This is a genomic window from Bradyrhizobium sp. Cp5.3, assembly GCF_000426265.1.
Taxonomy (GTDB): domain Bacteria; phylum Pseudomonadota; class Alphaproteobacteria; order Rhizobiales; family Xanthobacteraceae; genus Bradyrhizobium; species Bradyrhizobium neotropicale.
In genome coordinates this window covers 81,919-105,393 of sequence record NZ_AUFA01000009.1, presented here as the reverse complement: position 1 = coordinate 105,393, position 23,475 = coordinate 81,919, and the positions used below count along the sequence as shown (strand labels likewise).

Below are 23,475 nucleotides of genomic sequence, written 5' to 3'. Positions count from 1 at the left end.
GCCGCACCGCCATGGCTAGAACTTCACCGTCGCCGACAGCGACACACGCCGCGCATCGCCAACGGCGACGCCCAGATAGTTATTGGCGGAAGGGTAGTAGACGGTGTCGAACAGGTTCTTGACGTTCAGTTGATAGATGACCGGCAGGGCCTGGTAGTTCGTTTCATACGTCGCGAAGATGTCCGCGACCGTATAGGACGGCAGCACGAACGTGTTCAGGGCGTCGCCAGGCCGGTCACCGACATAGCGCGCGCCGCCGCCGAGCCGAAGCCGGCCCGGCAGCACGGTGCCGAAATCGTAGACGAGATAGAGCGAGGCCGTGTTCATGGCGACGTTCTGCAACTGCTTGCCGGCGTAGGTCGGGTCCTCGGTCACCCGCGCGTCGGTATAGCCATAGCTTCCGATCATGCTCCAATTGTCGGTGAGCCTGCCGGTGACGTCGAGTTCGACGCCGCGCGAGCGGACCTTGCCGGCCGCCGTATAGACGTTGAGGCTGGTCGCGGTGTTGAGCTGGCTGACCAGGACGTTTCGCTTCTCGATGTCGTAGACCGCAAGCGTGCCGGAGAGGCGCTTGTTGAGGTCGAATTTGAGGCCGGTCTCGTACTGCGTCCCCTCTTCGGGCGCGATGTTCGAACCGAGCACGACGCCGCCGCCATTGCTCAAGGGAGCGATGGTCGAGTTCGGCTTCAGCGACTGCGTGTAGCTTGCATAGAGCGAAAGCTCGTCGGTGAGCTTGAAGATGGCGCCGCCGAGCGGAAGCACCGCATCTGCCGACACGTTGGTGTTGGTGATGAACGGCTTTCCGCGTCCGGCGAGCTGATCGTAGTCCATGTAGCGCACGCCGCCGACCAGCGCGAACCGCTCGGTCAGGTGCAGCGTGTCCTGGAAGAACAGCGACAACTGGCCGAGCTTGTCGGTCTGGGCGCTGTCGGTCGGCGACACCGTCGTACCTGGCCCGATCAACCCGTAGACCGGATTGTAGAAGTTGAAGGACGGGGTCGCCTGCCGGATCAGATTGTCGCGATAGATGGTGCGATACTGGCCGTCGCCGCCGAACAGCACCTCGTTGCGCATATCGCCGAGCCAGAAATTGCCCGAGATGTAGGACGTGCCATAGCTCGAATTGCTGAGCGAGCCTTGCGTGCCGTCATTGCTGCGCGTCTCGACGCCGGTCTTGGCATTGACGCCGGTGATGCGGAGCTGGTTCGCACTAAAAGTCTCGGTGTTGTAGCTGTAGGCCGCAAACAGCTTCCAATCCTGGTTGAGGCGGTGTTCGACCGAGGCCTGCATCAGGTCGGAGGTGCCCCACATGTTGTTGAAGGGCTCATCCAGCCGGCGCGTCGCCGGGATTGCCAGCGGAGCGCCGTTGACGAAGGCGGTGCCGCGATCGAACGGGTAGATGAACTCGCGATGCTCGTAGTTGAGGTAAACCGTGGTGTCCTTGCCGTACCAGGCTAGTGATGGCGCCACCAGCATCTCGCGGTGGCGTCCGAAATTCCGCCAGTAATCCTCGCTGACGCCGTAGCCGATGAACCGATAGGCAAGACCTTGATCGCCGATCGGGCCGGTGATGTCGAACGCGCCATCGGCGCCGCTCTTGGAGCCGCCATAGGTCGAGCCAAGCAGCGTCACCGAGCCGTGCTGATAGAGCTCCGGGCGCTTGCTGATGGTGTTGACGATGCCGCCGGGATCCATGATGCCGTAGAGCAGCGAGGCCGGCCCCTTCAGCACCTCGACGCTTTCGACCGCGGCATTGAGGCTGCGCCCCTGTACCAGCGGCATGCCGTTGCGCATGATCGAGCCGTCGCGGTTGTCGCCGAAGCCGCGGCGGATGACTGCGTCCTGCGTGCCGGCGAGCGTGTTGGCCTGGGTGATGCCGGAGACGTTGCCGAGTGCATCGTCGAGGTTGCGCGGCAGTTGGTCTTTCAGCACCTGCTCGGGCACGACGTTGACGGCCTGCGACGTGTCGAGCGGCGAAGCGCCGCTGCGCAGCGTGGTCGAACTCGGCATCGCGCGATAGCCGAGCTTTGCGGCTTGCTGCGCGGCGGCAGCCGCCGCGGCGCGCTCCGACGGCGTCGGCTCAGTGGCGCGCGGGGCGCCGCTGTTGCGCTGGCGCGCGACGGTTTGCGTGCGGCGTTGCGCGGCGTCGGACGCGCGCGCCGGCTTGGGCCGCTGCGTCGGTGCATCCACCGTCACCGGCGGCAGCGCCGCTTGCGCCTCTGCGGTCGTCGTGGTGGCGGGACATTCGGCGAGCAGGACGGCTGCTCCGAAGAGAAGACTCGCACGGCTCTTGCCGGCGCGGTTTCGATGGCAGCAGACGCGCTGGCCATCCACATAGGCACGCACTTTCGATTCACTTCCAAGTCAGGGACGTCGAGGTGTGCGCCTCTAGCAGTCGCCGGAGATGGAGAGAACCGTAGAGGAACTTGAATCCCTCTAGTGTTGAATCGTTCTAAGTGCAGATGGGCACCGCGCGGCAGTCATCGATCGGTACCGATCGCGGCACGCAACACGCGAACGCGCGGCAACGTGTCGCGGCGCTGCGCGAGCTCACGCGATCGCCGGACTCGTCAGCTCATCGAGCTTCCGCTTGAGCGCGGCGCCATCGGAGAGCGGACGCAGCGGCGGACGGACGCGCAGCCAGCCTGCATCTCCGGTCTGCGCCGCGAGGATCGCTTTCAGCGTCGCGAGGAAGGAGGGCGTCTTCACCACGATGTCGACTGCGGCCTGCATGCGCGCCTCGACGTCAGCGCCGTCGATCATGTCCTTGACCAGCTCCGGCACGATGTTGGCCATGCCGCAGATCGTGCCGGCACCACCTTGCGCGATCGCGCGGGCGATGTCGGCTTCGTTACCGACGGTGATGGCGAGCTCGGGCGCGGCCGCGCGGAACGCCAGGAATTGCTTGAAGTCGCCGCTGGAGTCCTTCAAGCCTGCGACCAACTTGCCGTAGCGATTGCGCAGGTTCGCGGCGACCGAGGTCGGGATCGCGACGCCGGAGACCTGCGGGATGTGATAGAGCGTGGCACGCAGGCGCTCGTCGGCGACCGCATCGATGACCGCGGCGAAAGCATCCTCGATCCCCTCGGGCGTGACGCTGCGATCGAAATAGGGCGGCAGCAACAGCACGTGGCGCAAGCCGAGGCCAAGCATCGCGCGCGTCAGCGCAATGCTGTCGCTGATCGCGGGAAAGCCGCCGCCAATGCCGATCCGCTCGGCCGCGATGCCGGCCTTGAGCAGCGCCTCGACGGTCGCGATCCGCTCGGCGACGTTGAACGAGGTGCCCTCGCCCGTGGTGCCGAACAGCACGACGCCATCGACGCCTTTGCCGAAGAGCCGCTGGGCATGCGCCGCCAGCCGGGCGTGATCCACACCGCCCTCCGACGTCAGCGGCGTCGCCGCCGCCACCCAGAATCCGCGAATTGCCTCGGTCATGACACCACCCATTGCTGCGGCCTCGGCGTAAGCCCCTGATTTACAACGATCTTCAGAGCTTGAGCGAGGCTTGTTTTTGCTTTACTTTTCATCTTGTACCTTACATACAAGAAGGGCGCAATTCCCCCTCGCCTCGCTCCCGCTCAATGAGCTCCGGCCGACCTTAAGAAGGTGCTGCATGGACATGGTGCCCCCAACCGACCGCCCCCACCAATTGCTCGGCGCCCTGCGCGACAAGCTCGGCGCGGCGGCCGTGCTGACCGGCGCGGAGGTCCCCGCGCGCAATTGCAACGACTGGAGCGCGAGCCTGCCGCAAACGCCGCTCGCCGTGATCCGCCCGGTCGATGCGCAAGGCGTTGCCGATGCGATCGCGACCTGCCGGCAGGCGCGGCTGCCATTCGTGCCGCAGGGCGGATTGACCGGTCTCTGCCGCGGCGCCTCGCCCGAGCCGGGCTGGGTCGCGATCTCGCTCGAGCGCATGGTCGGCATCGAGGAGATCGATAGCGCCTCCGCGACGATGACGGTAAAGGCGGGCACGCCGCTCGAGACGATCCAGAAGGCCGCCGACGAGGCCGGCTTCTTCTTCCCGCTCGATCTCGGCTCGCGCGGCTCCTGCGCCATCGGCGGCAATCTCTCCACCAATGCCGGCGGCAACCGCGTGATCCGCTACGGCATGACGCGCGAACTGGTGCTCGGCCTCGAAGTGGTGCTGCCGGACGGCACCATCATCACCAATCTCAACAAGCTGATGAAGAACAACGCCGGCTACGACCTGAAGCATCTCTTCATCGGCTCGGAAGGCACGCTCGGCATCATCACCCGCGTGGTGCTGCGGCTTTATCCGAAGCCGCGTTCGACCATGGCTGCGCTCTGCGCGCTGAAGGACTATGCCGCGGTGATCGAGCTGCTCGGCGCCGCCCGAAGCGGGCTAGGTCCGCTGCTGTCGGCGTTCGAGGTGATGTGGCCGGATTATTGGGAAGTGATCACGGCGCGCGCCGGCGTGAAGCCGCCGGTCGCCGCAGGCCACGGTCTCTACGTGCTGGTGGAGGCGCAGGGCACGGAGGAGAGCATCGATGCGCCGCGCTTCCAAAACTGGCTCGAAGAGCTGATGGAGCGCGGAATGCTGGCTGACGCCGCGGTGGCGCAGTCGCTGGGGCAGACCCAGGCGTTCTGGCGAGTGCGCGACATCTGCGCCGAATTCGGCCAGGTGCTGGGGCCGCACATCTCCTACGACATCGGCCTTGCGGTGGCGCGGATGGACGAGTTCGCCACGCGCTGCAAGGCGGCGCTCGCGCAGGGCATCACCGGCTGCGAGAGCGTCTATTACGGCCATATCGGCGACGGCAACCTGCACCTCGTCTCCTGGGTGACGGGCCTCACCGTCGAGCGCCAGCCGAAGGAAGAGATGGACGCGATCATCTATGGTCTCGTGCGCGAGATGGGCGGCAGCGTCTCCGCCGAACACGGCATCGGCACGCTGAAGAAGAAGTGGCTGGGGCATGCGAGGAGCGAGGCCGAGATCGCGCTGATGCGCACGCTGAAGGCCGCGCTCGATCCCGACCATCTGCTCAACCCCGGCAAGGTGATCTGAGCGGCCGGCAGCGCCATGGGAGCGCCGATGAGAGCCTTGAAGCTCGATACGCCGAAATCGCTGTCGCAGCGGGTCATGCTGCGGCTGCGTCAGGCCATCGTCGACGGCGAGTTCGCGCTCGGCGCTGCGATCTCCGAGGAGATGGTGGCGAACTCCTTCGGCGTCAGCCGCACGCCGGTGCGCGAGGCGATGGGGCAGTTGCAGGCACAGGGCCTCGTGGTGATCAGGCCGCAGGTCGGCAGCTTCGTCTTCACGCCGAGCGCCGAGGACATCACCGCGCTCTGCACCTTCCGGATCGCGCTCGAGCCCAAGGCCGCCGAGCTCGCCTTTCGTCACGACCGCGACGGCGCAATTGCGACGATGGGTGCCGCGATTGCGGCGATGGAGCCTGCGGTCGCGGCAAAGGACAACATCGCCTACGGCCGCGCCGATGCCGCTTTTCACGAGGCGCTGTTCGCGCATTGCGGCAATCGCTATCTCGTCGAATCCTACCAGCTCGTCTCGGGCCGCGTCGCAGCGCTGCGCACCAACCTCACCTCGCCGATCGATGTCAGGACCCGCACGTCGTTCGACGAGCATTGCAGACTGCTCGATTTGTTCGGGCGCGGCGAGCTCGCGGCTTTCGAGACGCTGATCACGACGCATATCACCAATTCGGGCGTGGCCTATGCGCGCGCGTTGAAGGTGGACTGAGCGGCCGTTACCGCCCGTCCTTGGGTTCGGGCCGATCCAGAAAATCGAGTGCGGTGTTGATCTGTTCGAGCTGGTGCTCGATCTTGTCGCGCTCTTCGACCGCCTGCGCCTGATCCAGTTGCTCCACGAGCTTCTGCTTTCGCGCCAGCAAGTTCTCTATCACCGTACTCACGGCTCCCCCTCGCCCTAGACGAACATTCAGGCCAAATCCGGTTGCAGGCATGGGCGCTGACATGGCGGCAGTCCGCGCAATCCGGGCTCGCGTCGAACCCTTAACCAGAATGTTCGCGGAAGCAGTTGGTTCCTGGGGCCACGAACAGGGAACCGCCTGCGCAAGGCCTGCCCAGAACCGCGATCTATCACGCGCCCGTCGGTTGAATTCGCCGGTCCGCAGCCTTATGCGTAGGCGCCATGGACACCCAAATCACCGCCGAAAGACCCCTGATGGCCCGGGCGCGGCCCGGCAAGCCGGCGCCGTTCCTCCCCATGAGCCGCGCCGAGATGACGGCGCTCGGCTGGGACGCCTGCGACATCGTGCTGGTGACGGGCGATGCCTATGTCGACCATCCGAGCTTCGGCATGGCGATCATCGGCCGACTGCTGGAGGCGCAGGGCTTTCGCGTCGGCATCATCGCGCAGCCCGACTGGCATTCGGCCGAGCCGTTCAAGGCGCTGGGCAGGCCGCGCGTGTTCTTCGGCGTCACCGGCGGCAACATGGATTCCATGGTCAACCGCTATACGGCGGACCGCCGCCTGCGCCACGACGACGCCTATACGGCCGGCGGCGAAGGCGGCGGGCGCCCGGACCGCTGCACCATCGTCTACGCCCAGCGCTGCCGCGAGGCGTTCAAGGACGTGCCGATCGTGCTCGGCGGCATCGAAGCCTCGCTGCGCCGGATCGCGCATTACGATTACTGGTCCGACAAGGTGCGCCGCTCGGTGCTGGCCGACGCCAAGGCTGACCTTCTGCTCTACGGCAATGCCGAGCGCGCCGTCGTCGAGGTGGCGCAGCGTCTCGCCGCGGGCGAAGCACCGCGCGAACTCGACGACGTCAGGGGCGTTGCGCTGTTCCGCCGCGTGCCCGAGGACTATTCGGAGCTGCACGCCGACGATCTCGACTCCGCCGACGAGGGCGCAACGCGACAGAAAGGCGCCACCGTGATCCGGCTGCCAGCCCTGGAGCAGGTCGAGCAGGATCGCGAGGCCTATGCACGCGCGTCACGCGTGCTGCACCGGGAGAGCAATCCCGGCAATGCGCGGCCGCTGGTGCAGCGCCACGGCGATCGCGATCTCTGGCTGAACCCGCCGCCGATCCCGCTCACCACCGAGGAGATGGACGCGGTCTACGACCTGCCCTATGCGCGCGCGCCGCATCCCTCCTATGGCGAAGCGAGAATCCCCGCCTGGGAGATGATCAAATTCTCGGTGACGATCATGCGCGGCTGCTTTGGCGGCTGCACCTTCTGCTCGATCACCGAGCACGAGGGCCGTATCATCCAGAACCGTTCGGAAGGCTCGATCCTGCGCGAGATCGAGAAGATCCGCGACAAGACGCCGGGCTTCACCGGCGTGATCTCCGACATCGGCGGTCCCACCGCCAACATGTACCGGATGGCGTGCAAGGATCCGAAGGTCGAGGCGGCGTGCCGGCGGCCGTCCTGCGTCTTCCCCGAGATCTGCCCGAACCTCAACACTTCGCATGACGATCTGATCCGCCTCTATCGCAAAGTGCGCGAGACCAAGGGCATCAAGAAGGTGATGGTCGCTTCCGGCGTGCGCTACGACCTCGCGGTGGAGAGCCCCGAATACATCAAGGAGCTCGTCACCCATCATGTCGGCGGCTACCTGAAGATCGCGCCGGAGCACACCGAGCGCGGCCCGCTCGACAAGATGATGAAGCCGGGCATCGGCGCCTACAACCGCTTCAAGCGGATGTTCGACGCCGCAGCAGAGCAGGCCGGCAAGAAATACTATTTGATCCCCTACTTCATCGCGGCGCATCCGGGCACGACCGACGAGGACATGATGAACCTCGCGCTCTGGCTCAAGAAGAACCGCTACCGCGCCGACCAGGTGCAGACCTTCCTGCCCTCGCCGATGGCGACCGCAACGGCGATGTACCACACCGGCGTCAATCCGCTGCGCGGCGTGCGGCACGGCGGCAGCGACAAGGTCGAGGCGATCAAGGGCCTGCGGCAGCGCCGCCTGCACAAGGCGTTCCTGCGCTATCACGACCCCGACAACTGGCCCGTGCTGCGCGAGGCTCTGAAGGAGATGGGCCGCGCCGATCTGATCGGCTCGCAGCCCCACCAGCTCGTCCCCGCGCACCAGCCGCCCGGCACCGGCAAGGCCGCCGGCACGCGGCGCCCGGTGCGTCCGGGCGGCAAGATGCAGCGCTTCACCACCAAGGGCGTGCGCATAATCAAGTGAGGTCGTCGCGATGCTGTAATGAGCGCGACCGAATATGCGCGAACAGGCGCGTGGGGGACGGCATGCGACGGCTTCGTTGGGCAATGGTGATGATGTGCATGGCGAGCCCTGCCGCAGCGGCCGAGCCCTATCTGTTCGACATCATCAAGAAGCCGGCTTACGCGCGGGCGCTGACGAGCCTGTTCGACAGCAGCGGCAAGCTGCCGGGCTGGACGCGGGAGATGCGCAAGCCCGTTGGCAACTATGTCGCCAGCCCCGGCACCCGCGCCGCCGCCGGCGGGACGACCTACGAGATGTTTCACGCCTGCAAGCCGCATGACTGCCAGGACAACCAGATGGTCGTGATGTTCGCACCGAACGGCGCGCAGGCCTGGGGCGCGCTCCAGGAGGCTGGAAAGCCGACGTCCTATCTCGGCTCGCCGAACGATGCGCAGCAGACCGCCTTGAAGGGCGAATTCAGTCCGCCCTGAGGTCACTCCGGGATCGTTCGCGATGGCCGCCCCGGCGGCCGGACGACAAAAATCTCGAAAACAACCCCATGCAAAGTAGCCGACGGCCTCCGGCGAAATGTCGGATTTTACGAAACTGTTGACGCGTCGGGCAAAACAGGCGCACGATGCCATCATCGCCGCGCATGGGGCCAATCGCGGCCAGACGTCCGGCTCGCCCAAAAGTCAGAAGACTTCCCCTCCCGATCATCCATAGACTGCCAGCATGAAGAAGATCGGATTCCTCTCGTTCGGACATTGGACGCCTTCGCCGCAGTCGCAGACCCGCTCGGCCGCGGATACGCTGCTGCAATCGATCGAGCTCGCCGTGGCAGCGGAGGAGCTCGGCGCCGACGGCGCCTATTTTCGCGTCCATCACTTCGCGCGCCAGCTCGCTTCGCCCTTTCCCCTGCTCGCCGCCGTCGGCGCCAGGACCAGCCGCATCGAGATCGGCACGGCCGTGATCGACATGCGCTACGAGAACCCGCTCTACATGGCCGAGGACGCAGGCAGCGCCGATCTCATCGCCGGCGGACGGCTGCAGCTCGGCATCAGCCGCGGCTCGCCCGAGCAGGTGATCGATGGCTGGCGCTATTTCGGCTATCAGCCGGCCGACGGCCAGAGCGACGCCGACATGGGCCGGCGCCACGCGGAAGTCTTTTTGGACCTGCTGCGCGGCGAAGGTTTTGCCGAGCCCAATCCGCAACCGATGTTTCCGAATCCGCCCGGCCTGCTGCGGCTCGAGCCCCATTCCGAAGGCCTGCGCGAACGGATCTGGTGGGGCGCCGGCTCGAACGCGACCGCGGTCTGGGCGGCACAGCTCGGCATGAATTTGCAAAGCTCGACGCTCAAGAACGACGAGACCGGCGAAGCCTTCCATGTGCAGCAGGCCGCGCAGATCCGCGCCTATCGCGCGGCGTGGAAGGAAGCCGGCCATACGCGCGAGCCGCGCGTGTCGGTCAGCCGCAGCATCTTCGCGCTGATCGACGATCGCGACCGCGCCTATTTCGGCGGCGGGCGCGAGGAGGAAGACCAGATCGGCTTCATCGATCCGCGGACCCGGGCGATCTTCGGCCGCAGCTATGCCGCCGAGCCCGACGTTCTCATCGAGCAGCTACGAAAGGACGAGGCCGTCGCCGAGGCCGACACCTTGCTTCTGACCATCCCCAACCAACTCGGCGTCGCCTACTGCGCCCATGCGATCGAAGCGATCTTGACCCACGTGGCCCCGGCGCTGGGATGGCGGTGATGTCCAACAACGGTCATCGAGCGCGGCACGTCAGGTCTGTCGCGGCGGCATGGGAATAATCATCGAGACGCGCTTGCGGTATTCGATGTAGGCCTCGCCATGAAAAGCGACGAGATCGCGCTCTTCCAGCAGGATGCCTATGAAAATGTAACCAGTCGTCGCAATGGCAAAGAGCAGATGTCCTGCTGTCATGACCGGAGTGGCCCAGAACGCCAGCAGGAAACCCAGGTAGATCGGGTGACGTACCGCCCTGTAGAACAGCGGCGCCCGAAAGCTCGGTGACTGCGCAATTCTTCCCTGCCAATGCGCATACACCTGCTGAAGGCCAAACAGGTCGAAATGATTGATCATGAATGTGCTGAGCAGCACGATCGCCCATCCAAGCCAAAAGAAGACATCGAGAACAGCCTTGCCGATGGGATTGCTCACCGACCAGATGACGTCAGTCAGCGGGCGCCACTGCCAGTACAAGAGGATCAGCGCGAGGCTGGAGAGAAGCACGTATGTGCTGCGCTCTATCGACTTCGGGACAAGCCTGGTCCACCAGCGCTTGAAGCCCTGTCGTGCCATGACGCTGTGTTGAACTGCGAACAGACCAAGCAAGACGACGTTAACGATGGTCGCTTCGATGGTGAGATTCGAAGGACCACCGCTGTCAATCGACTTCGGGACAACGACGTTGCCCACGAACCCAATCGCATACAAGAAAGCAAACAAGAACAGAATGTAACAAAGCACTCCATAAACCAGTGCGGCCATGACCCCCTCCTTGCACCAGGTTAGATGAGATCGGACAACATGCGCGCCGCACGCACGGCGCCGTCGGCTTCGACCGGCCGGAAGCAGGGTCGATCCGTTAGAGCGCCTATCATCGCATCGGCAATCATGTCCGGCGTTGACGTTGCATAGTCCATGCGCTTGCCGGCTTGATAGCGATCGAGGCGATAAGCGACATGGAAATTCTGCTCAAAGTGGTTTTGAAGCGGGAAATACAGGAACGGCGTTCCAGCCGCCGCCAGTTCCATGCAGGTTGTCAATCCACCCTGCACGATGGCCAGATCGCAAGCCGCGAGATGGCGATCGAGGTCCGGCACGAACGAGCGTACTTCCACGCCCGGCGGCGCCCCAATGGACGTCGGCTCGATACGAGGACCGGCGACGACGATCATCCGCAAGCCCGGAATTCGGGACTCCGCGAGTTGATAACTTCGCAGGATACGCTTGATCAGGTGCGCGCCGACGCCGGAACCTCCAACTGTGACGATACAGACACGCTCGCCTTGCCGATAGCCGAGGCTTTGGCGCAGATCGCTACGGGATCCAAAAGCCTGGGGGTGCTCACCGATGATGTAACCGGAGAAGTCGAAATGCTTGGGCACCCAGTCCTGCATGTCTGGGAGATCACGGCCGAAGGAGCGGCAAATAATGTCCTCGCGGCTTCCGACAAAGATCGCGCGATCACGAACGCCGGGATTGCGCTCCACATGCTCGATCATCTCGGCATTGTAGTCACGGGCCAGAAACGCCTCGCGGTCACCGCCACTTGGCATCGGCAGAAAGCCGACGAAATCCGTAAGCCAGGCGAGCTTGGCTTTCTTCAGCTCCGGATGCTCGTGCCAGAAGTGATCGATGTCCCATGCTTCATCGGCGATCACGAGTTCATAATCGCCATCTCCGACGGCATCCTGAAACACCATGAAGTTGGCGGCCAGCACTTCATCCATGCGACGAATCGCCTGAAACGCGTTCAGATCGTGTTCGCCTGACTCGAGCTCGATATGCCGCGACTCGCTCGCAAGCCGGGAACTCAGGGGATGAATGTGCTCACCGCTCGCAGCGAGCAATCGCGTGACCGGGTCTTGCGCCAACCAATCGATCTGCAGGTCCGGATGCAATTTGCGCAATTCACGGGCAATCGCGATGTCTCGTCGTCCATGACCAAGACCTATCGGCGAGGACAGATACAAGGCGCGCTTTGTCCTGACCCGCGCGGCGGATTGTTGCCTGGTCTGGACACAGCCGAGCTGCCGATCGAGAAATTCCGTGATCGCGGTATTGCATTTGGCCGGATACCGGACGAGCGGATTGTGACCACCTCCCGGTATGGTGAGGAGTTTTGCCCCGGAGAGTTCTGCTACGATTTTGGCACGCGCAATCGGCTGGATCTGATCGTCGTCACCGTGGATCATCAACGTCGGGCAGCGAACCCGGCGATACATCGTCTCGCCAACGTCGACACTCGGTGGGATCATGCGCGCCTCCACCGTCTTGGCGAGAATCGCGCCCGTGGTGTCGCCGGCCCACTCGATTCCGTCCTCGATCTGCTTGGTGGAATGCGGCTCAGAGAAGATGTTGCTGACGAAGTGTCTGGCGAAATCCGGATAGTCCAAGAGCCAGTAGTCTCTGTTGTATTTGTTCCAGCCGTCGAAGTTGTCTTGCTTCGACAGGAAATGCTGCGGGCTCATGTATGCGTAGCCAGGTCCGACGATCGCCGCAGTCCCTGCCAGGATCGCGGCCTTGACTCGTTCGGGATGATAGGCCGCCAGAACGCACGCCAGTATCGTCGAGGCCGAGAGGCCTACGACGATCGCTTCGCCCGCATCGGTGGCATCCAGCACGGCAAGAGCATCGGCGACCTGATTGTCGAGCGAATAGGCAGCGATGTCATCCGGCCGATCCGACTTGCCGTTGCCGCGTCCGTCATAGGTAATGCACCGGAAGCGTTCGCTGAAATAAGGAAGCTGAGCCTTGTAGACCCGCGAATGGACGATCGTCCATGTCGGCAAAAACACCATCGTTTGCGGGCCGCTGCCATAAACTTCATAGGCGAGCTTCACGCCATCACGTTCAACGAAGCCGTCCCTCTCCGGTAGTTTCGCGCGCATGGTATCGCCCCCCTTGCATTACGCTACGCGATCAAATCAGGTCATCCGCTTGTGCTCGGCTGCTGCGGCGCCTTCGGCCATACGAATGAGATCACCAAAGCGCCGAAGCGCCCGGCGCACCGGAACGCCCTGCTGCTCGAGACCGAGGAGATACAGACTCTCTGCGCCCATGAAGGCATGACTGACGAGCGTTGCGATATCCGCGGGCGTGAACGGGCCGAGGCCACCAAAGCTCCTCTCAGCACGCCGCGCCAAGTCGGTGAGGAGTTCGATCCATCCCATGATGCCGGCCCGGATGACCTCGGCCACGGGAGCGTCTGCCCAACTGGCAGCAATCAGTTCTTGCAGAACGCGCACATAGCCGGAGGCGATATCCTCATCGAAGTAGTCGCAGGCGCGATCCCACTGGTCCGAAAGCTTGAGCGAGGGATCGTTGAACATCGCGTGCTGCCGGTCGAGCAATTGCGCGTTCAAGTGCTCGAAAAGCGCCACGATCATCCCGTGCTTCGAACCGAAATGGTAGTGAATTTGGCTGAGCGGTACACCGGCCTCTTGCGCAACATCGCGTGTCGAGAGGCCGGCATATCCGCGTTGGCGAAGCATCGCCTTCGCGGCCTCCAGTAACGCCGTCGTGGGATCCGTCCTTTTCGGAACCGCTTTTGCAACCCGAGTACCCATACCGGCAGTATAATTCGGTCGACCGACCGAAGTCAATTGGCTGAACGGCTGCGCTTAGAGCCGCATTCCGAAGGCCTGCGCGAGCGGATCTGGTGGGGCGCCGGCTCGAACGCCACGGCGGTCTGGGCGGCGAAGCTCGGCATGAATCTGCAGAGCTCGACGCTCAAGAGCGACGAGACCGGCGAAGCCTTCCATGTGCAGCAGGCAGCCCAAATCCGCGCCTATCGCGCCGCGTGGAAGGAAGCCGGCCACACCCGTCAGCCCCGCGTGTCGGTCAGCCGCAGCATCTTCGCGCTGATCGACGACCGCGATCGCGCCTATTTCGGCGGCGGACGCGCGGAGGAGGATCAGATCGGCTTCATCGATCCGCGCACCCGCGCGATCTTCGGCCGCAGCTATGCCGCCGAACCGGATGTGCTGATCGAGCAGCTCCGCAAGGACGGGGCGATCGCGGAGGCTGATACATTGCTGCTGACCGTCCCGAACCAGCTCGGTGTGGCCTACTGCGCGCATGCGATCGAGGCGATCCTCACGCACGTGGCGCCTGCGCGCGGATGGCGCTGATGCGGAATGGCGTGCACACGTCTGCAGCCGCAATGGGTTAAAGTCCATTCGGCGACACGACTGAATCAACCAGCACATCATCGATGTCGAGTGGCGCGCCTGCCGATGCAAACCACTCTTTTCGGGCGGCGGCCCTGCGGCGGACACGCTCGGTGATCGGCAGGTTCAGGAGGCCGATCAGATCGCGCATCTCTTGCTGAGCCAATCGGTGTGATTGACCAGGTTTGGCGCCGAAGGTCGCTTCGTCCAGCGCATCGAGGGCAGTGAGGCCGGAGAGGAAAAGCTGGCGATACACGACGCGCTCGGCACAGCCTCGGATATCTCTGAGCCCCAGCCGTATGCCGAGTTCGGCAATATTGGGATACGGCAGTCGCCCCCGCGCCGAGCGATTACGCAGGACGACCCAATCGGTCCGGCATTGGTCGAAATGGCGCCGATACCTGCGAGCTTCGCATACCATCTCGGCGTAGTGACCGGTTCCCTTCACCTCCTGCGTGATGGGGTCGACTGAGGCCAGCGAGCCGAAATCAAGAAAACTATCAGTGACGGGCGTCACCAGCGTATCGGCCACCAAATGTGCAAGGCGCATGAGATACGTGTCGGTCGAGGGGGTATCGATCACGACGAAATCGACGGACTTTTTGAGGTCGGAAACAGCCGCCTGGAAGGCGGCGAGCTCCTCGACTTCGTTGTCCTCCAGGTTAGCGCCCTCGGCGCGCCGAACCAGACGGTGCAACGGCAGTTCGAGTTCGATCCGCCGATGCCAAGCCCAGATGCGCCGGTTTTCGATGTAGCGCGTCAGAGCCGCCTGATTGCTATCGAGATCGATCGTCCCGACGCGCTGGCCCTCTTTCAGAAGTGCGACGGCCAGATGCATGGCCATCGTCGTCTTCCCCGAGCCACCCTTCTCGTTGCCGATGACGATGACATACGGCGATCCCGCCCCTGCGATTGGTGTCGCGTGCAGCATCGCAGGCCTTATAAGTACCTGATTCCACTTTAGGACTAATGCGGTCGACCCACGCCTGGTTCCGAGCCGATCCTCATTGACCCCGGCCAACAAGGGACGCGCCGGTCATCCGACCGTCATCCTGGGCGCGCCATCCCGTGCTATTATGATGATCGACGATCCCGGAGCCTCGATTGCAGCGAGAGCAGTTCAAGATCGACATCCAGTCCGACGAGCCGGTCTGGACGGCCGCCCGGCAGGAGCTGTGGCGACGTATCGAGCAGCATGATTTCGAGCCGGACACACGGCTCAACTTCACCCGCCGGCTTGCGCGTGACCATGGCTGGAGCCTCGAGGAGGCCCGCGCGGCTGTCGATGCCTATCGCCGCTTCTGCTTTCTGGCCGTCGTCTCGCCGACGCCGGTCACGCCGAGCGAGGTCGTCGACGAGGTCTGGCACCAGCATCTGATCTATTCACGCGACTATTGGACGGTCTGGTGCGGAGAGAGGCTGCAGGCGCCACTGCACCACGATCCGACTCCCGGCGGCAGTGAGGCCCAGGCGCTCTATCGCCGGCAATATGCGGAAACGCTGGCGCTGCACGAGCGCGTGTTCGGGCCGCCTGCCCCGGAGCTGTGGCCGGCGACACACTTACGCTTCGGACGACAACGCTATCATGTGACCGATCGCAACCGCTGGCTTATCATACCAAAGCCCATGGCATGGATTCGACGTTTATTCAGGAGATGAACTGATGACCTGGAATCCGTTCGACTGGACGGCCGGCCCGTTCCTGACGTTCTACCTGACCATGGCGGCAATCGTCTTCCTGGCCGGCTACAGCCTCAGACTGCGGATCGGCCCGGCCGCGCACGCTGCCCGCAAACTCAACGCATTGGAGCTCGCTTATCTCTCCGGTGGCGCACGCCGCGTCGGCGATGCCGCGCTGCTTAGCCTGATGTCGGCGAACGCTGCGTCCATCGGACTCAGGGATCACAGGATCACCGTCACTGATCAAACGCCGCTGGGCACAATGATGGGGCGGCCGACACATCTGCCGGTCGAACCCGGCATGACACGGCAGCAGTTCCAGACCGCGGTCAAGCCACTCGTCGAGCGGATTCAAACGCGCTTGCAGGACATCGGCTATTGCCCGACCGACGAGCAGATGCTGTCCTTCCGCATGACCTTCCTGCCCTTCGTCATGCTCCTGATCGGCACAGGTTTCATCAAGGCTGCTGTCGGCGAGGCGCGGCATCACCCGATCGGAATTCTGGTCATCCTCCTGATGCTCACGGCCTTTGCGGGGTTCCTGCTCGCGCAGCGTCCGACGCGGACGCGAGCCGGTGCGGACGTTCTGGAGAAGTATCAGTCCTCCCACGCACGGGCCTCGCGCGCGCCGCTCGATCACGAACTCGTCCTCGCCGTGGCGCTCTCCGGCGCCGTGGTGCTGTCGGGCACGCCCTACGCGTCGGTCTATGCCGCATCGAAAACGATGAGCGGCAGTGGCGACGGTGGCGGCGGATGCGGTGGTGGTGGCGGCGGCGGTGGCGGATGCGGCGGGTGTAGTTGAAGGGCGGCCGAAGAGAGCTGCCGTTCGCTCCGCGTCCAAGGGCCACGAACTCATATACGATTGAAATTTCTGGTGATTTTTTCTGCCCCCAATGGTTCGACAGACCGCCGACGCCGACCTCGGCCTCACCCGCTGTCGTCGGAAAAATTCAGCACGCCTCACGACAGCGTGCGCCTTTCGCTCCGGGATCGTAGTATTGTCGTCGAAAGCCGTCGAAGCTTCGAGGCTGCGCAGCACTCGATCGCGGCGCTCGAAGAGATGCACTCCAAAATCAAGCTGACGATTGCACCTGCGGTCGGACGGCACGGCAAATGGAGGACATTATGGCGTGGCGTGACGACAAGGCCCGGGCAACCCTGATCCGCGATGCAGCGGGTAGCGTGCCAGCGGGCAGGAGCCCCCGGGCCTTTGCCGAACCGTTGTTCGGCTACACCAATATCGAGGATCTCGCCAATTACGATGCCGCCTCGCTTGCCCTCCTTGCCGAGCAGGCCTGGGAGCACGTGCAGCGGCGCACGGCCGGCAGCGCCGATGTCCGCGTCGTCAATCCGACCTTGCCGAACGGGCGCGAGATTTCCGTGCTCGAGATCCTCAACGACAACATGCCCTTCCTGTTCGATTCCACCATGGCGGAGCTCGCCGAGCAGGGCATCGAAGTCACCCTGGTCGCTCACCCCATCATCGCCGTGGAGCGCGACGATGGGGGCAAGCTGCTGCGCTTCCACGGCGAAGCGCTGCCGGACGGGGCAAAGGGCGCGCGCGAAAGCCTGATTCATCTCCACATCACACGCCTCGATGCCGATGCCGACCGCCAGAAGCTGATCGACGGCCTGACCAGGACGTTGAACAATGTCCGCGCCTGCGTCGCCGACTGGCGCGTCATGCGCGATCGCGTCGAGGAAGCGATCAAGACGTTCTCTTCCAATCCGCCGCCGCTGCCGATCGACGAGGTCGCCGAAGCCAATCAGTTCCTGCAATGGCTCTGCGCGGACAATTTCACCTTCCTCGGCGTGCGCGAATATCGCTTCTCGCCCGACAGCGACGCCTCGGACGACATCACGACCGGCGAGGGCCTCGGCATCCTGCGCGATCCGGACGTGAAGGTGCTGCGCCGCGGCACTGAGATGGTGGTGATGACGTCGGAAATTCGCGAGTTCATGCACGAGCCGACCCTGCTGATCGTCATCAAGGCCAATGTCAGTAGCCGCGTGCATCGCCGCATCCGGATGGACTATGTGGGCATCAAGCTCTACTCGCCCGACGGCCGGCTCGAAGGCGAGCTCCGCGTCGTCGGCCTTTTCACCTCGGGCGCCTATACCCGCTCGGCACGGCAGATCCCTTATGTGCGCCTCAAGATTTCGCGGGTGCTGCAGCGGGCCGGCTTCGATCCGAACGGCCATTCCGGCAAGGCGCTCATGCATATTCTCGAAGATTATCCGCGTGACGAATTGTTCCAGATCGACGTCGACACGCTCTACAATTTCGTCATCGAGATCCTGATCCTCTACGAGCGCCCGCGCGTCCGGGCGCTGGCGCGGGTGGACAAGTTCGATCGCTTCGTCTCCATCCTCACCTTCATTCCCCGCGACAAATACGACACCGACGTCCGCACGCGCGTCGGAGCCTTCCTGGCGCAGGTCTACAAGGGGACCCTGTCCGCTTCCTACGTGTCATTCCCCGAAGGCGCGCTTGCGCGCGTCCATTTCATCATCGGGCGCTATGAAGGCAAGACTCCCGTCGTCGACCACGCCACGCTCGAAGCCGGGATCAGCGCCATTGCCGCGACCTGGGCCGACAAGCTGAAGACCGCGCTCACTGCGTCGACCGATGGTATGCGGGCGCGCATGCTCACCAACCGTTATGCCCGGGCTTTTACCGGTGGCTACACCGAAATTTTCAGCGCGGAGCAGGCAATTGCCGATATCGCCACCATCGAAAAGCTGACGCCAGCCCGCCCGGTCACGATTTCGGTTCACCGTTTCGCGGAGGACGATCCGAGGCGCCTCGGCCTGAAGGTCTTTTCGGACGCCGCACCGCTGTCGTTGTCATACCGCGTGCCGGTGATCGAGAATCACGGCCTGCGCGTGGTCAACGAGCGCACCTATCAGATCGTGCCCGGTAACCGGCCGGAGCCGGTCTGGCTGCACGACATGACGATCGAGACCGGTGACGGCCAGCCCATCGAGATCGACCCGGAATTCAGCCATCGCCTGGAAGCCTCGATCATGGCGGTGGTCACCGACCGTGCCGAATCCGACGGATATAACGGACTGATCCTGCGCACCGCCCTGGGCTGGCGGGAAGTCTCGACGATCCGGGCGCTGTCGCGCTATTTGCACCAGATCCGCGCTCCGTTCACCCAGGATTACATGTGGGAGACCTTGCGCAAGAACGCCGCGATCACGGCCAACCTGGTCGCGCTGTTCCAGGCCCGCCTCGATCAGCGCCTCGTCCTTACGGATCGGGAACGTTCGGCACGCGAGACGGCCCTTCTTGCCGAGATCGAGGAGCAGCTCAAATCCGTCGCCTCGCTCGATGAAGACCGCATCCTGCGCCGCTTCACCAATCTGGTGCAGGCAACCGTTCGCACCAATCTGTGGCAGATCGGCGAGGATGGACATCCGCGACCGGTGATCTCCTTCAAGTTCGAGGCGCGCCGGATCGACGACTTGCCCGCGCCACGACCGCTCTACGAGATCTTCGTCTATTCACCTCGCGTCGAAGGCATTCACCTGCGCTTCGGCAAGGTTGCGCGCGGCGGCCTGCGCTGGTCCGACCGGCCGCAGGATTTCCGCACCGAGATCCTGGGCCTGGTAAAGGCGCAGCAGGTCAAGAACGCCGTGATCGTGCCGGTCGGCGCCAAGGGCGGCTTCGTGCCCAAGCGCCTGCCGCCGCCTCTCAATCGCGACGCCTGGCTCGTGGAGGGCACCGAAGCCTATCGCATCTTCGTTCGCTCGCTGCTCGAACTCACCGACAATCTCGACGGCGACATCGTCGTGCCGCCCGAATCCACCTTGCGGCATGATAGCGACGACCCCTACCTCGTCGTCGCCGCCGACAAGGGCACCGCCACCTTCTCCGACGTCGCCAACGCGATCTCGGCCGAGAAGAACCATTGGCTCGGCGACGCCTTCGCCTCGGGCGGCAGCCTGGGCTACGACCACAAGAAGATGGGAATCACGGCGCGCGGCGCCTGGGAGGCGGTCAAGCGCCACTTCCGCGAACTCGGCACCGACATTCAGACCATGCCGTTCACCGCGGTCGGCGTCGGCGACATGTCCGGCGACGTTTTCGGCAACGGCATGCTGCTCTCGCCGACGACGAGGCTGGTGGCAGCTTTCGATCATCGCGACATCTTCATCGATCCCTCGCCCGATCCAACGACCAGCTTCGCCGAGCGCAAGCGGCTGTTCGATCTGCCGCGATCGAGCTGGCAGGACTACAACAAGTCGCTGATCTCGCAGGGCGGCGGCGTGTTCTCGCGCCAGCTCAAGGCGATCCCGCTCGCTCCGGAAGTGCGCACCCTGCTCGAGCTCGACAAGCCGCAAGCCACGCCTTTCGAGGTGATGACGGCGATCCTGAAGGCTCGCGCGGACCTCCTGTGGTTTGGTGGCATCGGCACCTATGTGCGCTCCTCCGGGGAGAGCGACGATCAGGTCGGTGACCGCGCCAACGATCCGATCCGCATCGCGGGCGGTGACGTGCGCGCCCGGGTGATCGGCGAAGGCGCCAATCTCGGCGTCACTCAACGCGGCCGCATCGAAGCGGCGCAGAAGGGCGTCAAGCTCAACACCGACGCGATCGACAATTCGGCCGGCGTGAACACGTCCGACGTCGAGGTCAATATCAAGATCGCGCTGGCGCGCCTCGAGCGCGAGGGACGCCTCAGTCCCGCTGAGCGCAACAGCCTGCTTGCCGCGATGACCGACGAGGTCGGCGTGCTGGTGCTGCGCAACAACTATCTGCAGACGCTGGCGCTCTCGCTCGCCGAGCGCAAGGGCGTGGCCGAGACCGGCTTCCTCACCCGCCTGATGCAATCGCTCGAGCAGCGTGGCCTGCTGAGCCGTGCGGTGGAGTTCCTGCCCGACGACGCAGCGCTCTCCGAGCGCACGAGGCGCGGCCAGTTCCTGACACGGCCGGAGCTTGCGGTGCTGCTCGCCTACGCCAAGCTGACCCTCTACGATGACCTGCTCGTCACCAGCGTGCCCGATGATCCCTATCTCGCCCGCGAACTGTCGCAGTATTTTCCGCGCGAGATTCAGGACAAATTCCCGACCGCGGTCGAATTCCACCGCCTGCGGCGAGAAATCATCGCGACCAGTCTCGCCAACGCGGTGATCAACCGCGGCGGCCCGGCCTGTGTCGTGCGTCTGATCGACGAAACCGACGCCGATATCCCGACCATCGTGATGGCCTATGTGGCGGTCGATGAATGCTACGGACTGAAGTTGCTCAATGACGCGATCGATGCACTCGACACCTGCATCGACGGGCAGTTGCAGCTGTCCCTCTATGCGTCTGTGCAGGACCTGCTGCTCTCCCGCATGGTCTGGTTCGTGCGCAATGTCGATTTCAAGGACGGACTGGAGGCCGTCGTCGCGCGCTTCGGCCCGGCGATCCGCCAGATCGTTTCCGGGCTCGACACCGCCCTGCCGTCGGACTTGCAGGCCGGGCGCAGCAAGCGGCGACAGGAACTCACTGAGGCCGGTGTCCCGGCCGGCCTCGCCGGCGAGCTCGCCGATCTCGACGCTCTGGTCTCCGCACCCGACATCGTGACGGTTGCCGAGCGCACCACCCGCCCGATCGGCGATGCCGCCGCGACCTTCTACGCCGCCGAGGCGAATTTCCGTCTCGACCGCATCATCGCCGCCGCGCGCGGCGTGCCCGCAAACGATTATTTCGAACGCATGGCCATCGATCGCGCCGTCGAGCAGATCGCCGGCGCCGAAAGGAGGCTGGCCGCGGACATGCTGGCGACCGGCCAGTCCGGCCAGCAGGCGGTCGGGACCTGGCTCGCGGCGCACCCCGAAGCGATCCGCATCCGCCGCTCGGTCGAGGAAATTGCTGCCAGCGGCCTGACGCTCGCCAAGCTGACGGTGGCGGCGAACCTATTGGGGGATTTGGTCAAAGCCTAAAGCATGATCCGGAAAAGTGCGAAGCGGTTTTCCGAAAAGATCATGCTCAAAAAAGAGCGCGTTGCGAGGCAGCGATGTGAGAAGCGCAACGCGAGCGCATGTTGCAGCCGGCGAACGGAGGAAGCCAATGATCCACGCCACTTGCCATACCGCCGACAATGTCCGCTGCATCGAGTTCGACGCCACCCCCTGGTTCAGCGAGGCTGACGCTCCGAGCATCATCGATTTGGCCCAACGCGGATGGACCAGCTCGGCGATTGCAGAGTCCCTCGAGCACCGACGGGGATACGAAGGCCTGCACGAACTCGTCGAGTATGCGGCGAAGCGACTGCAATTGGAATCCCTGGAGGACCCAACCTGGGAAACCTTCGAGTGTGTCGTCGATGGACCCGAGGCCGTCGCCTGGCTCGAGAAGAACCGGCCCAACGTCGTGGCAAGGATCCCGTAAGCCACGAAAAGCGGAGCAAAGGTCACAATCGATTGGCGCAAACGACGCGGAAATGGCGCGCCCGGAGCGATTCGAGCCTCCGACCCGATTGCGGCATTCGAGGGCAAGGCCTATGCTCAAGCCCGGCAATCACGCGGCCGCCCATCGTGCGGCGGGGGCAGCCTCACGGTGGATGGCTCGCATACCCATCCGGAGGCTACGCCATGTCCATTGCCCCCACACTGCACCGATATCTGGCTGCCGAGAACATCCAGTATGCCGAGATTCCGCACGATCTCACCATGTCATCCGCGCGCACGGCGCAGGCCTGCCACGTCTCGGGCGATCGTCTCGCCAAGGCCGTCGTGCTGCGGCATGACGGCGGCTATATGCTCGCGGTCGTGCCGGCATCGCACCATCTCAACCTGCCGGACTTGAAGGAGAGGCTTGGCGAGGATCTCGTCATGGCCAACGAAACCGAGATCAACCGCCTGTTCGCGGACTGCGCGCACGGAGCCGTTCCGGCGGTCGGCCGCTGCTACGGGCTCGATCTCATCGTCGATGACAGCATCCGCGCCCAGCCCGAGATCTATATCGAAGCCGGCGATCACGAGACGCTGCTCCAGCTCACCCATGCGCAGTTCGCGCGCCTGACGGCCAGTGCACCGCATGGGCGCTTCAGCATGCACGACTGATGCGGCATCACGGCGGGATGATCCCGGTACACCTTCGTCGCGGCGACGCGTGCGGTCGCGGCCGGTTCATTGTATAGTCACGTCACGGGGGCTGCGTTCGCAACGGAGGTCCTCCATGAAGGTCAAGGATGTGATGCACAAGGGTGTCGATTGGGTCAGCCCCGACACCCCAATCACCGAAATCGCGAAGCTGATGCAGGGGCACGACATCGGCTGCATTCCGATCGGCGAAGGCGACCATTTGATCGGGATGGTGACCGATCGCGACATCGTCTGCAAAGGCCTTGCGCGCAAGGACTTCAACGCCGCGCGCATGACAGCGCGGGAGGTCATGACCGAAGGCATCCATTGTTGCCGGGAAGACGACGATCTGGCGAAAGCCGTGCATCACATGGAGACGCTGAAGATCCGCAGGCTGCCCGTGATCAACAAGAGCAAGCGGATGGTCGGCATGATCAGCCTGGGTGATATCGGCCAATCCGCCACCGTTGATCTGTTGACCCAGTGCGTCAAGGGCGTGTCGGCCCACCATTGAGGCGATGCGGGCCCGTCTCCGGAACTTCGCCGGCTCGCTCGCAGACCCTGCGGCCGGCGAACGGGCAGCGGGTGATCCGCGGCTCGATTGATGAATGTGAGGAGCTGGTGCCATTGCGCGCGTGCTCCGTCGCACGCTTCCTGGCGGGA

Annotated in this window: 18 protein-coding genes and 1 pseudogene; 12 read left to right on the top strand and 7 right to left on the bottom strand. The window is 64.2% G+C overall.

What is annotated here, in order from left to right; genetic code table 11:
- Positions 1–15: 15 nt before the first annotated feature.
- Both K289_RS0114440 and K289_RS0114435 read right to left on the bottom strand, forming a co-directional pair.
- On the bottom strand, positions 16–2,346 hold the full coding sequence (locus K289_RS0114440) for a TonB-dependent siderophore receptor (protein ID WP_027552175.1): 2,331 nt from the start codon (positions 2,344–2,346) through the stop codon (positions 16–18).
- Positions 2,347–2,550: 204 nt separating this feature from the next.
- A complete protein-coding gene (locus K289_RS0114435; RefSeq protein WP_027552174.1) occupies positions 2,551–3,435 on the bottom strand; it encodes a dihydrodipicolinate synthase family protein in 885 nt (294 codons plus the stop codon).
- Positions 3,436–3,613: 178 nt separating this feature from the next.
- On the opposite strand from K289_RS0114435, the gene K289_RS0114430 reads away from it, so the two are divergent.
- Complete coding sequence (locus K289_RS0114430) at positions 3,614–5,026, top strand: FAD-binding oxidoreductase (RefSeq protein ID WP_027552173.1); 1,413 nt, start codon at positions 3,614–3,616, stop codon at positions 5,024–5,026.
- Between the two features lie 27 nt (positions 5,027–5,053).
- Positions 5,054–5,719: a GntR family transcriptional regulator gene (locus K289_RS0114425; RefSeq protein ID WP_027552172.1), complete on the top strand. Its 666-nt coding sequence runs from the start codon at positions 5,054–5,056 to the stop codon at positions 5,717–5,719.
- Between the two features lie 7 nt (positions 5,720–5,726).
- Here the strand turns inward: K289_RS0114425 and K289_RS51555 are convergent, their stop codons facing one another.
- Positions 5,727–5,891, bottom strand: a complete 165-nt coding sequence (locus tag K289_RS51555) for a hypothetical protein (protein WP_198024703.1) — start codon at positions 5,889–5,891, stop codon at positions 5,727–5,729.
- A gap of 239 nt (positions 5,892–6,130) precedes the next feature.
- On the opposite strand from K289_RS51555, the gene K289_RS0114415 reads away from it, so the two are divergent.
- From K289_RS0114415 to K289_RS0114405, 3 genes are all read left to right on the top strand, one after another.
- Positions 6,131–8,149 carry a YgiQ family radical SAM protein gene (locus tag K289_RS0114415; RefSeq protein WP_027552171.1) on the top strand — a complete coding sequence of 673 codons (2,019 nt, stop codon included), beginning with the start codon at positions 6,131–6,133 and terminating at the stop codon, positions 8,147–8,149.
- Between the two features lie 62 nt (positions 8,150–8,211).
- A complete protein-coding gene (locus K289_RS44370; RefSeq protein ID WP_084788609.1) occupies positions 8,212–8,619 on the top strand; it encodes an Ivy family c-type lysozyme inhibitor in 408 nt (135 codons plus the stop codon).
- Positions 8,620–8,863: 244 nt separating this feature from the next.
- On the top strand, positions 8,864–9,886 hold the full coding sequence (locus tag K289_RS0114405; RefSeq protein WP_027552170.1) for an LLM class flavin-dependent oxidoreductase: 1,023 nt from the start codon (positions 8,864–8,866) through the stop codon (positions 9,884–9,886).
- Positions 9,887–9,916: 30 nt separating this feature from the next.
- Here the strand turns inward: K289_RS0114405 and mddA are convergent, their stop codons facing one another.
- Genes mddA through K289_RS0114390 form a run of 3 tightly spaced genes read right to left on the bottom strand, consistent with a single transcriptional unit; the run spans position 9,917 to position 13,449 of the window.
- Positions 9,917–10,645, bottom strand: a complete 729-nt coding sequence (gene mddA, locus K289_RS0114400) for a methanethiol S-methyltransferase (protein WP_027552169.1) — start codon at positions 10,643–10,645, stop codon at positions 9,917–9,919.
- Between the two features lie 20 nt (positions 10,646–10,665).
- A complete protein-coding gene (locus K289_RS0114395) occupies positions 10,666–12,771 on the bottom strand; it encodes an alpha/beta hydrolase (RefSeq protein ID WP_027552168.1) in 2,106 nt (701 codons plus the stop codon).
- Between the two features lie 36 nt (positions 12,772–12,807).
- Positions 12,808–13,449 (bottom strand): TetR/AcrR family transcriptional regulator, encoded by a 642-nt coding sequence (locus K289_RS0114390; RefSeq protein WP_035684732.1) that lies wholly within the window; start codon positions 13,447–13,449, stop codon positions 12,808–12,810.
- A 48-nt stretch (positions 13,450–13,497) separates the two neighbouring features.
- On the opposite strand from K289_RS0114390, the pseudogene K289_RS44365 reads away from it, so the two are divergent.
- Positions 13,498–14,013 (top strand): annotated as a pseudogene (locus K289_RS44365) (LLM class flavin-dependent oxidoreductase); the annotation flags it as partial.
- Positions 14,014–14,050: 37 nt separating this feature from the next.
- On the opposite strand, the gene K289_RS0114380 reads toward K289_RS44365, so the two are convergent.
- Positions 14,051–14,983 carry a division plane positioning ATPase MipZ gene (locus K289_RS0114380; protein ID WP_027552166.1) on the bottom strand — a complete coding sequence of 311 codons (933 nt, stop codon included), beginning with the start codon at positions 14,981–14,983 and terminating at the stop codon, positions 14,051–14,053.
- Positions 14,984–15,156: 173 nt separating this feature from the next.
- Between K289_RS0114380 and K289_RS0114375 the strand changes: the two genes are divergently transcribed.
- The 6 genes from K289_RS0114375 (at position 15,157) to K289_RS0114350 (ending at position 23,326) form a co-directional block, all read left to right on the top strand.
- Positions 15,157–15,711, top strand: coding sequence for a hypothetical protein (locus K289_RS0114375; protein ID WP_027552165.1), 555 nt, complete (start codon positions 15,157–15,159; stop codon positions 15,709–15,711).
- 4 nt (positions 15,712–15,715) lie between these two features.
- The gene (locus K289_RS0114370) at positions 15,716–16,534 is read left to right on the top strand and encodes a TIGR04222 domain-containing membrane protein (protein WP_027552164.1); all 819 of its coding nucleotides are present in this window, start codon (positions 15,716–15,718) and stop codon (positions 16,532–16,534) included.
- A gap of 311 nt (positions 16,535–16,845) precedes the next feature.
- Positions 16,846–21,669, top strand: coding sequence for an NAD-glutamate dehydrogenase (locus K289_RS0114365; protein WP_027552163.1), 4,824 nt, complete (start codon positions 16,846–16,848; stop codon positions 21,667–21,669).
- A gap of 127 nt (positions 21,670–21,796) precedes the next feature.
- The gene (locus K289_RS0114360) at positions 21,797–22,117 is read left to right on the top strand and encodes a hypothetical protein (protein WP_027552162.1); all 321 of its coding nucleotides are present in this window, start codon (positions 21,797–21,799) and stop codon (positions 22,115–22,117) included.
- A 203-nt stretch (positions 22,118–22,320) separates the two neighbouring features.
- The gene (locus tag K289_RS0114355) at positions 22,321–22,791 is read left to right on the top strand and encodes an aminoacyl-tRNA deacylase (RefSeq protein WP_027552161.1); all 471 of its coding nucleotides are present in this window, start codon (positions 22,321–22,323) and stop codon (positions 22,789–22,791) included.
- 115 nt (positions 22,792–22,906) lie between these two features.
- Entirely contained in the window at positions 22,907–23,326 is a 420-nt protein-coding gene (locus K289_RS0114350) for a CBS domain-containing protein (RefSeq protein ID WP_027552160.1), read from the top strand.
- Positions 23,327–23,475 lie beyond the last annotated feature (149 nt).

What these genes read in the sequence shown, in the direction of transcription:
- K289_RS0114370 (WP_027552164.1), top strand. Translation starts at nt 15,716, where the DNA reads ATGACCTGGAATCCGTTCGACTGGACGGCCGGCCCGTTCCTGACGTTC.
- K289_RS0114395 (WP_027552168.1), bottom strand. Translation starts at nt 12,771, where the DNA reads ATGCGCGCGAAACTACCGGAGAGGGACGGCTTCGTTGAACGTGATGGC.
- K289_RS0114425 (WP_027552172.1), top strand. Translation starts at nt 5,054, where the DNA reads ATGAGAGCCTTGAAGCTCGATACGCCGAAATCGCTGTCGCAGCGGGTC.
- K289_RS0114360 (WP_027552162.1), top strand. Translation starts at nt 21,797, where the DNA reads ATGATCCACGCCACTTGCCATACCGCCGACAATGTCCGCTGCATCGAG.
- K289_RS44370 (WP_084788609.1), top strand. Translation starts at nt 8,212, where the DNA reads ATGCGACGGCTTCGTTGGGCAATGGTGATGATGTGCATGGCGAGCCCT.
- K289_RS0114355 (WP_027552161.1), top strand. Translation starts at nt 22,321, where the DNA reads ATGTCCATTGCCCCCACACTGCACCGATATCTGGCTGCCGAGAACATC.
- K289_RS0114435 (WP_027552174.1), bottom strand. Translation starts at nt 3,435, where the DNA reads ATGACCGAGGCAATTCGCGGATTCTGGGTGGCGGCGGCGACGCCGCTG.
- K289_RS0114415 (WP_027552171.1), top strand. Translation starts at nt 6,131, where the DNA reads ATGGACACCCAAATCACCGCCGAAAGACCCCTGATGGCCCGGGCGCGG.
- K289_RS0114350 (WP_027552160.1), top strand. Translation starts at nt 22,907, where the DNA reads ATGAAGGTCAAGGATGTGATGCACAAGGGTGTCGATTGGGTCAGCCCC.
- K289_RS0114405 (WP_027552170.1), top strand. Translation starts at nt 8,864, where the DNA reads ATGAAGAAGATCGGATTCCTCTCGTTCGGACATTGGACGCCTTCGCCG.
- K289_RS0114380 (WP_027552166.1), bottom strand. Translation starts at nt 14,983, where the DNA reads ATGCTGCACGCGACACCAATCGCAGGGGCGGGATCGCCGTATGTCATC.
- K289_RS0114390 (WP_035684732.1), bottom strand. Translation starts at nt 13,449, where the DNA reads ATGGGTACTCGGGTTGCAAAAGCGGTTCCGAAAAGGACGGATCCCACG.
- K289_RS0114430 (WP_027552173.1), top strand. Translation starts at nt 3,614, where the DNA reads ATGGACATGGTGCCCCCAACCGACCGCCCCCACCAATTGCTCGGCGCC.
- K289_RS0114365 (WP_027552163.1), top strand. Translation starts at nt 16,846, where the DNA reads ATGGAGGACATTATGGCGTGGCGTGACGACAAGGCCCGGGCAACCCTG.
- mddA (WP_027552169.1), bottom strand. Translation starts at nt 10,645, where the DNA reads ATGGCCGCACTGGTTTATGGAGTGCTTTGTTACATTCTGTTCTTGTTT.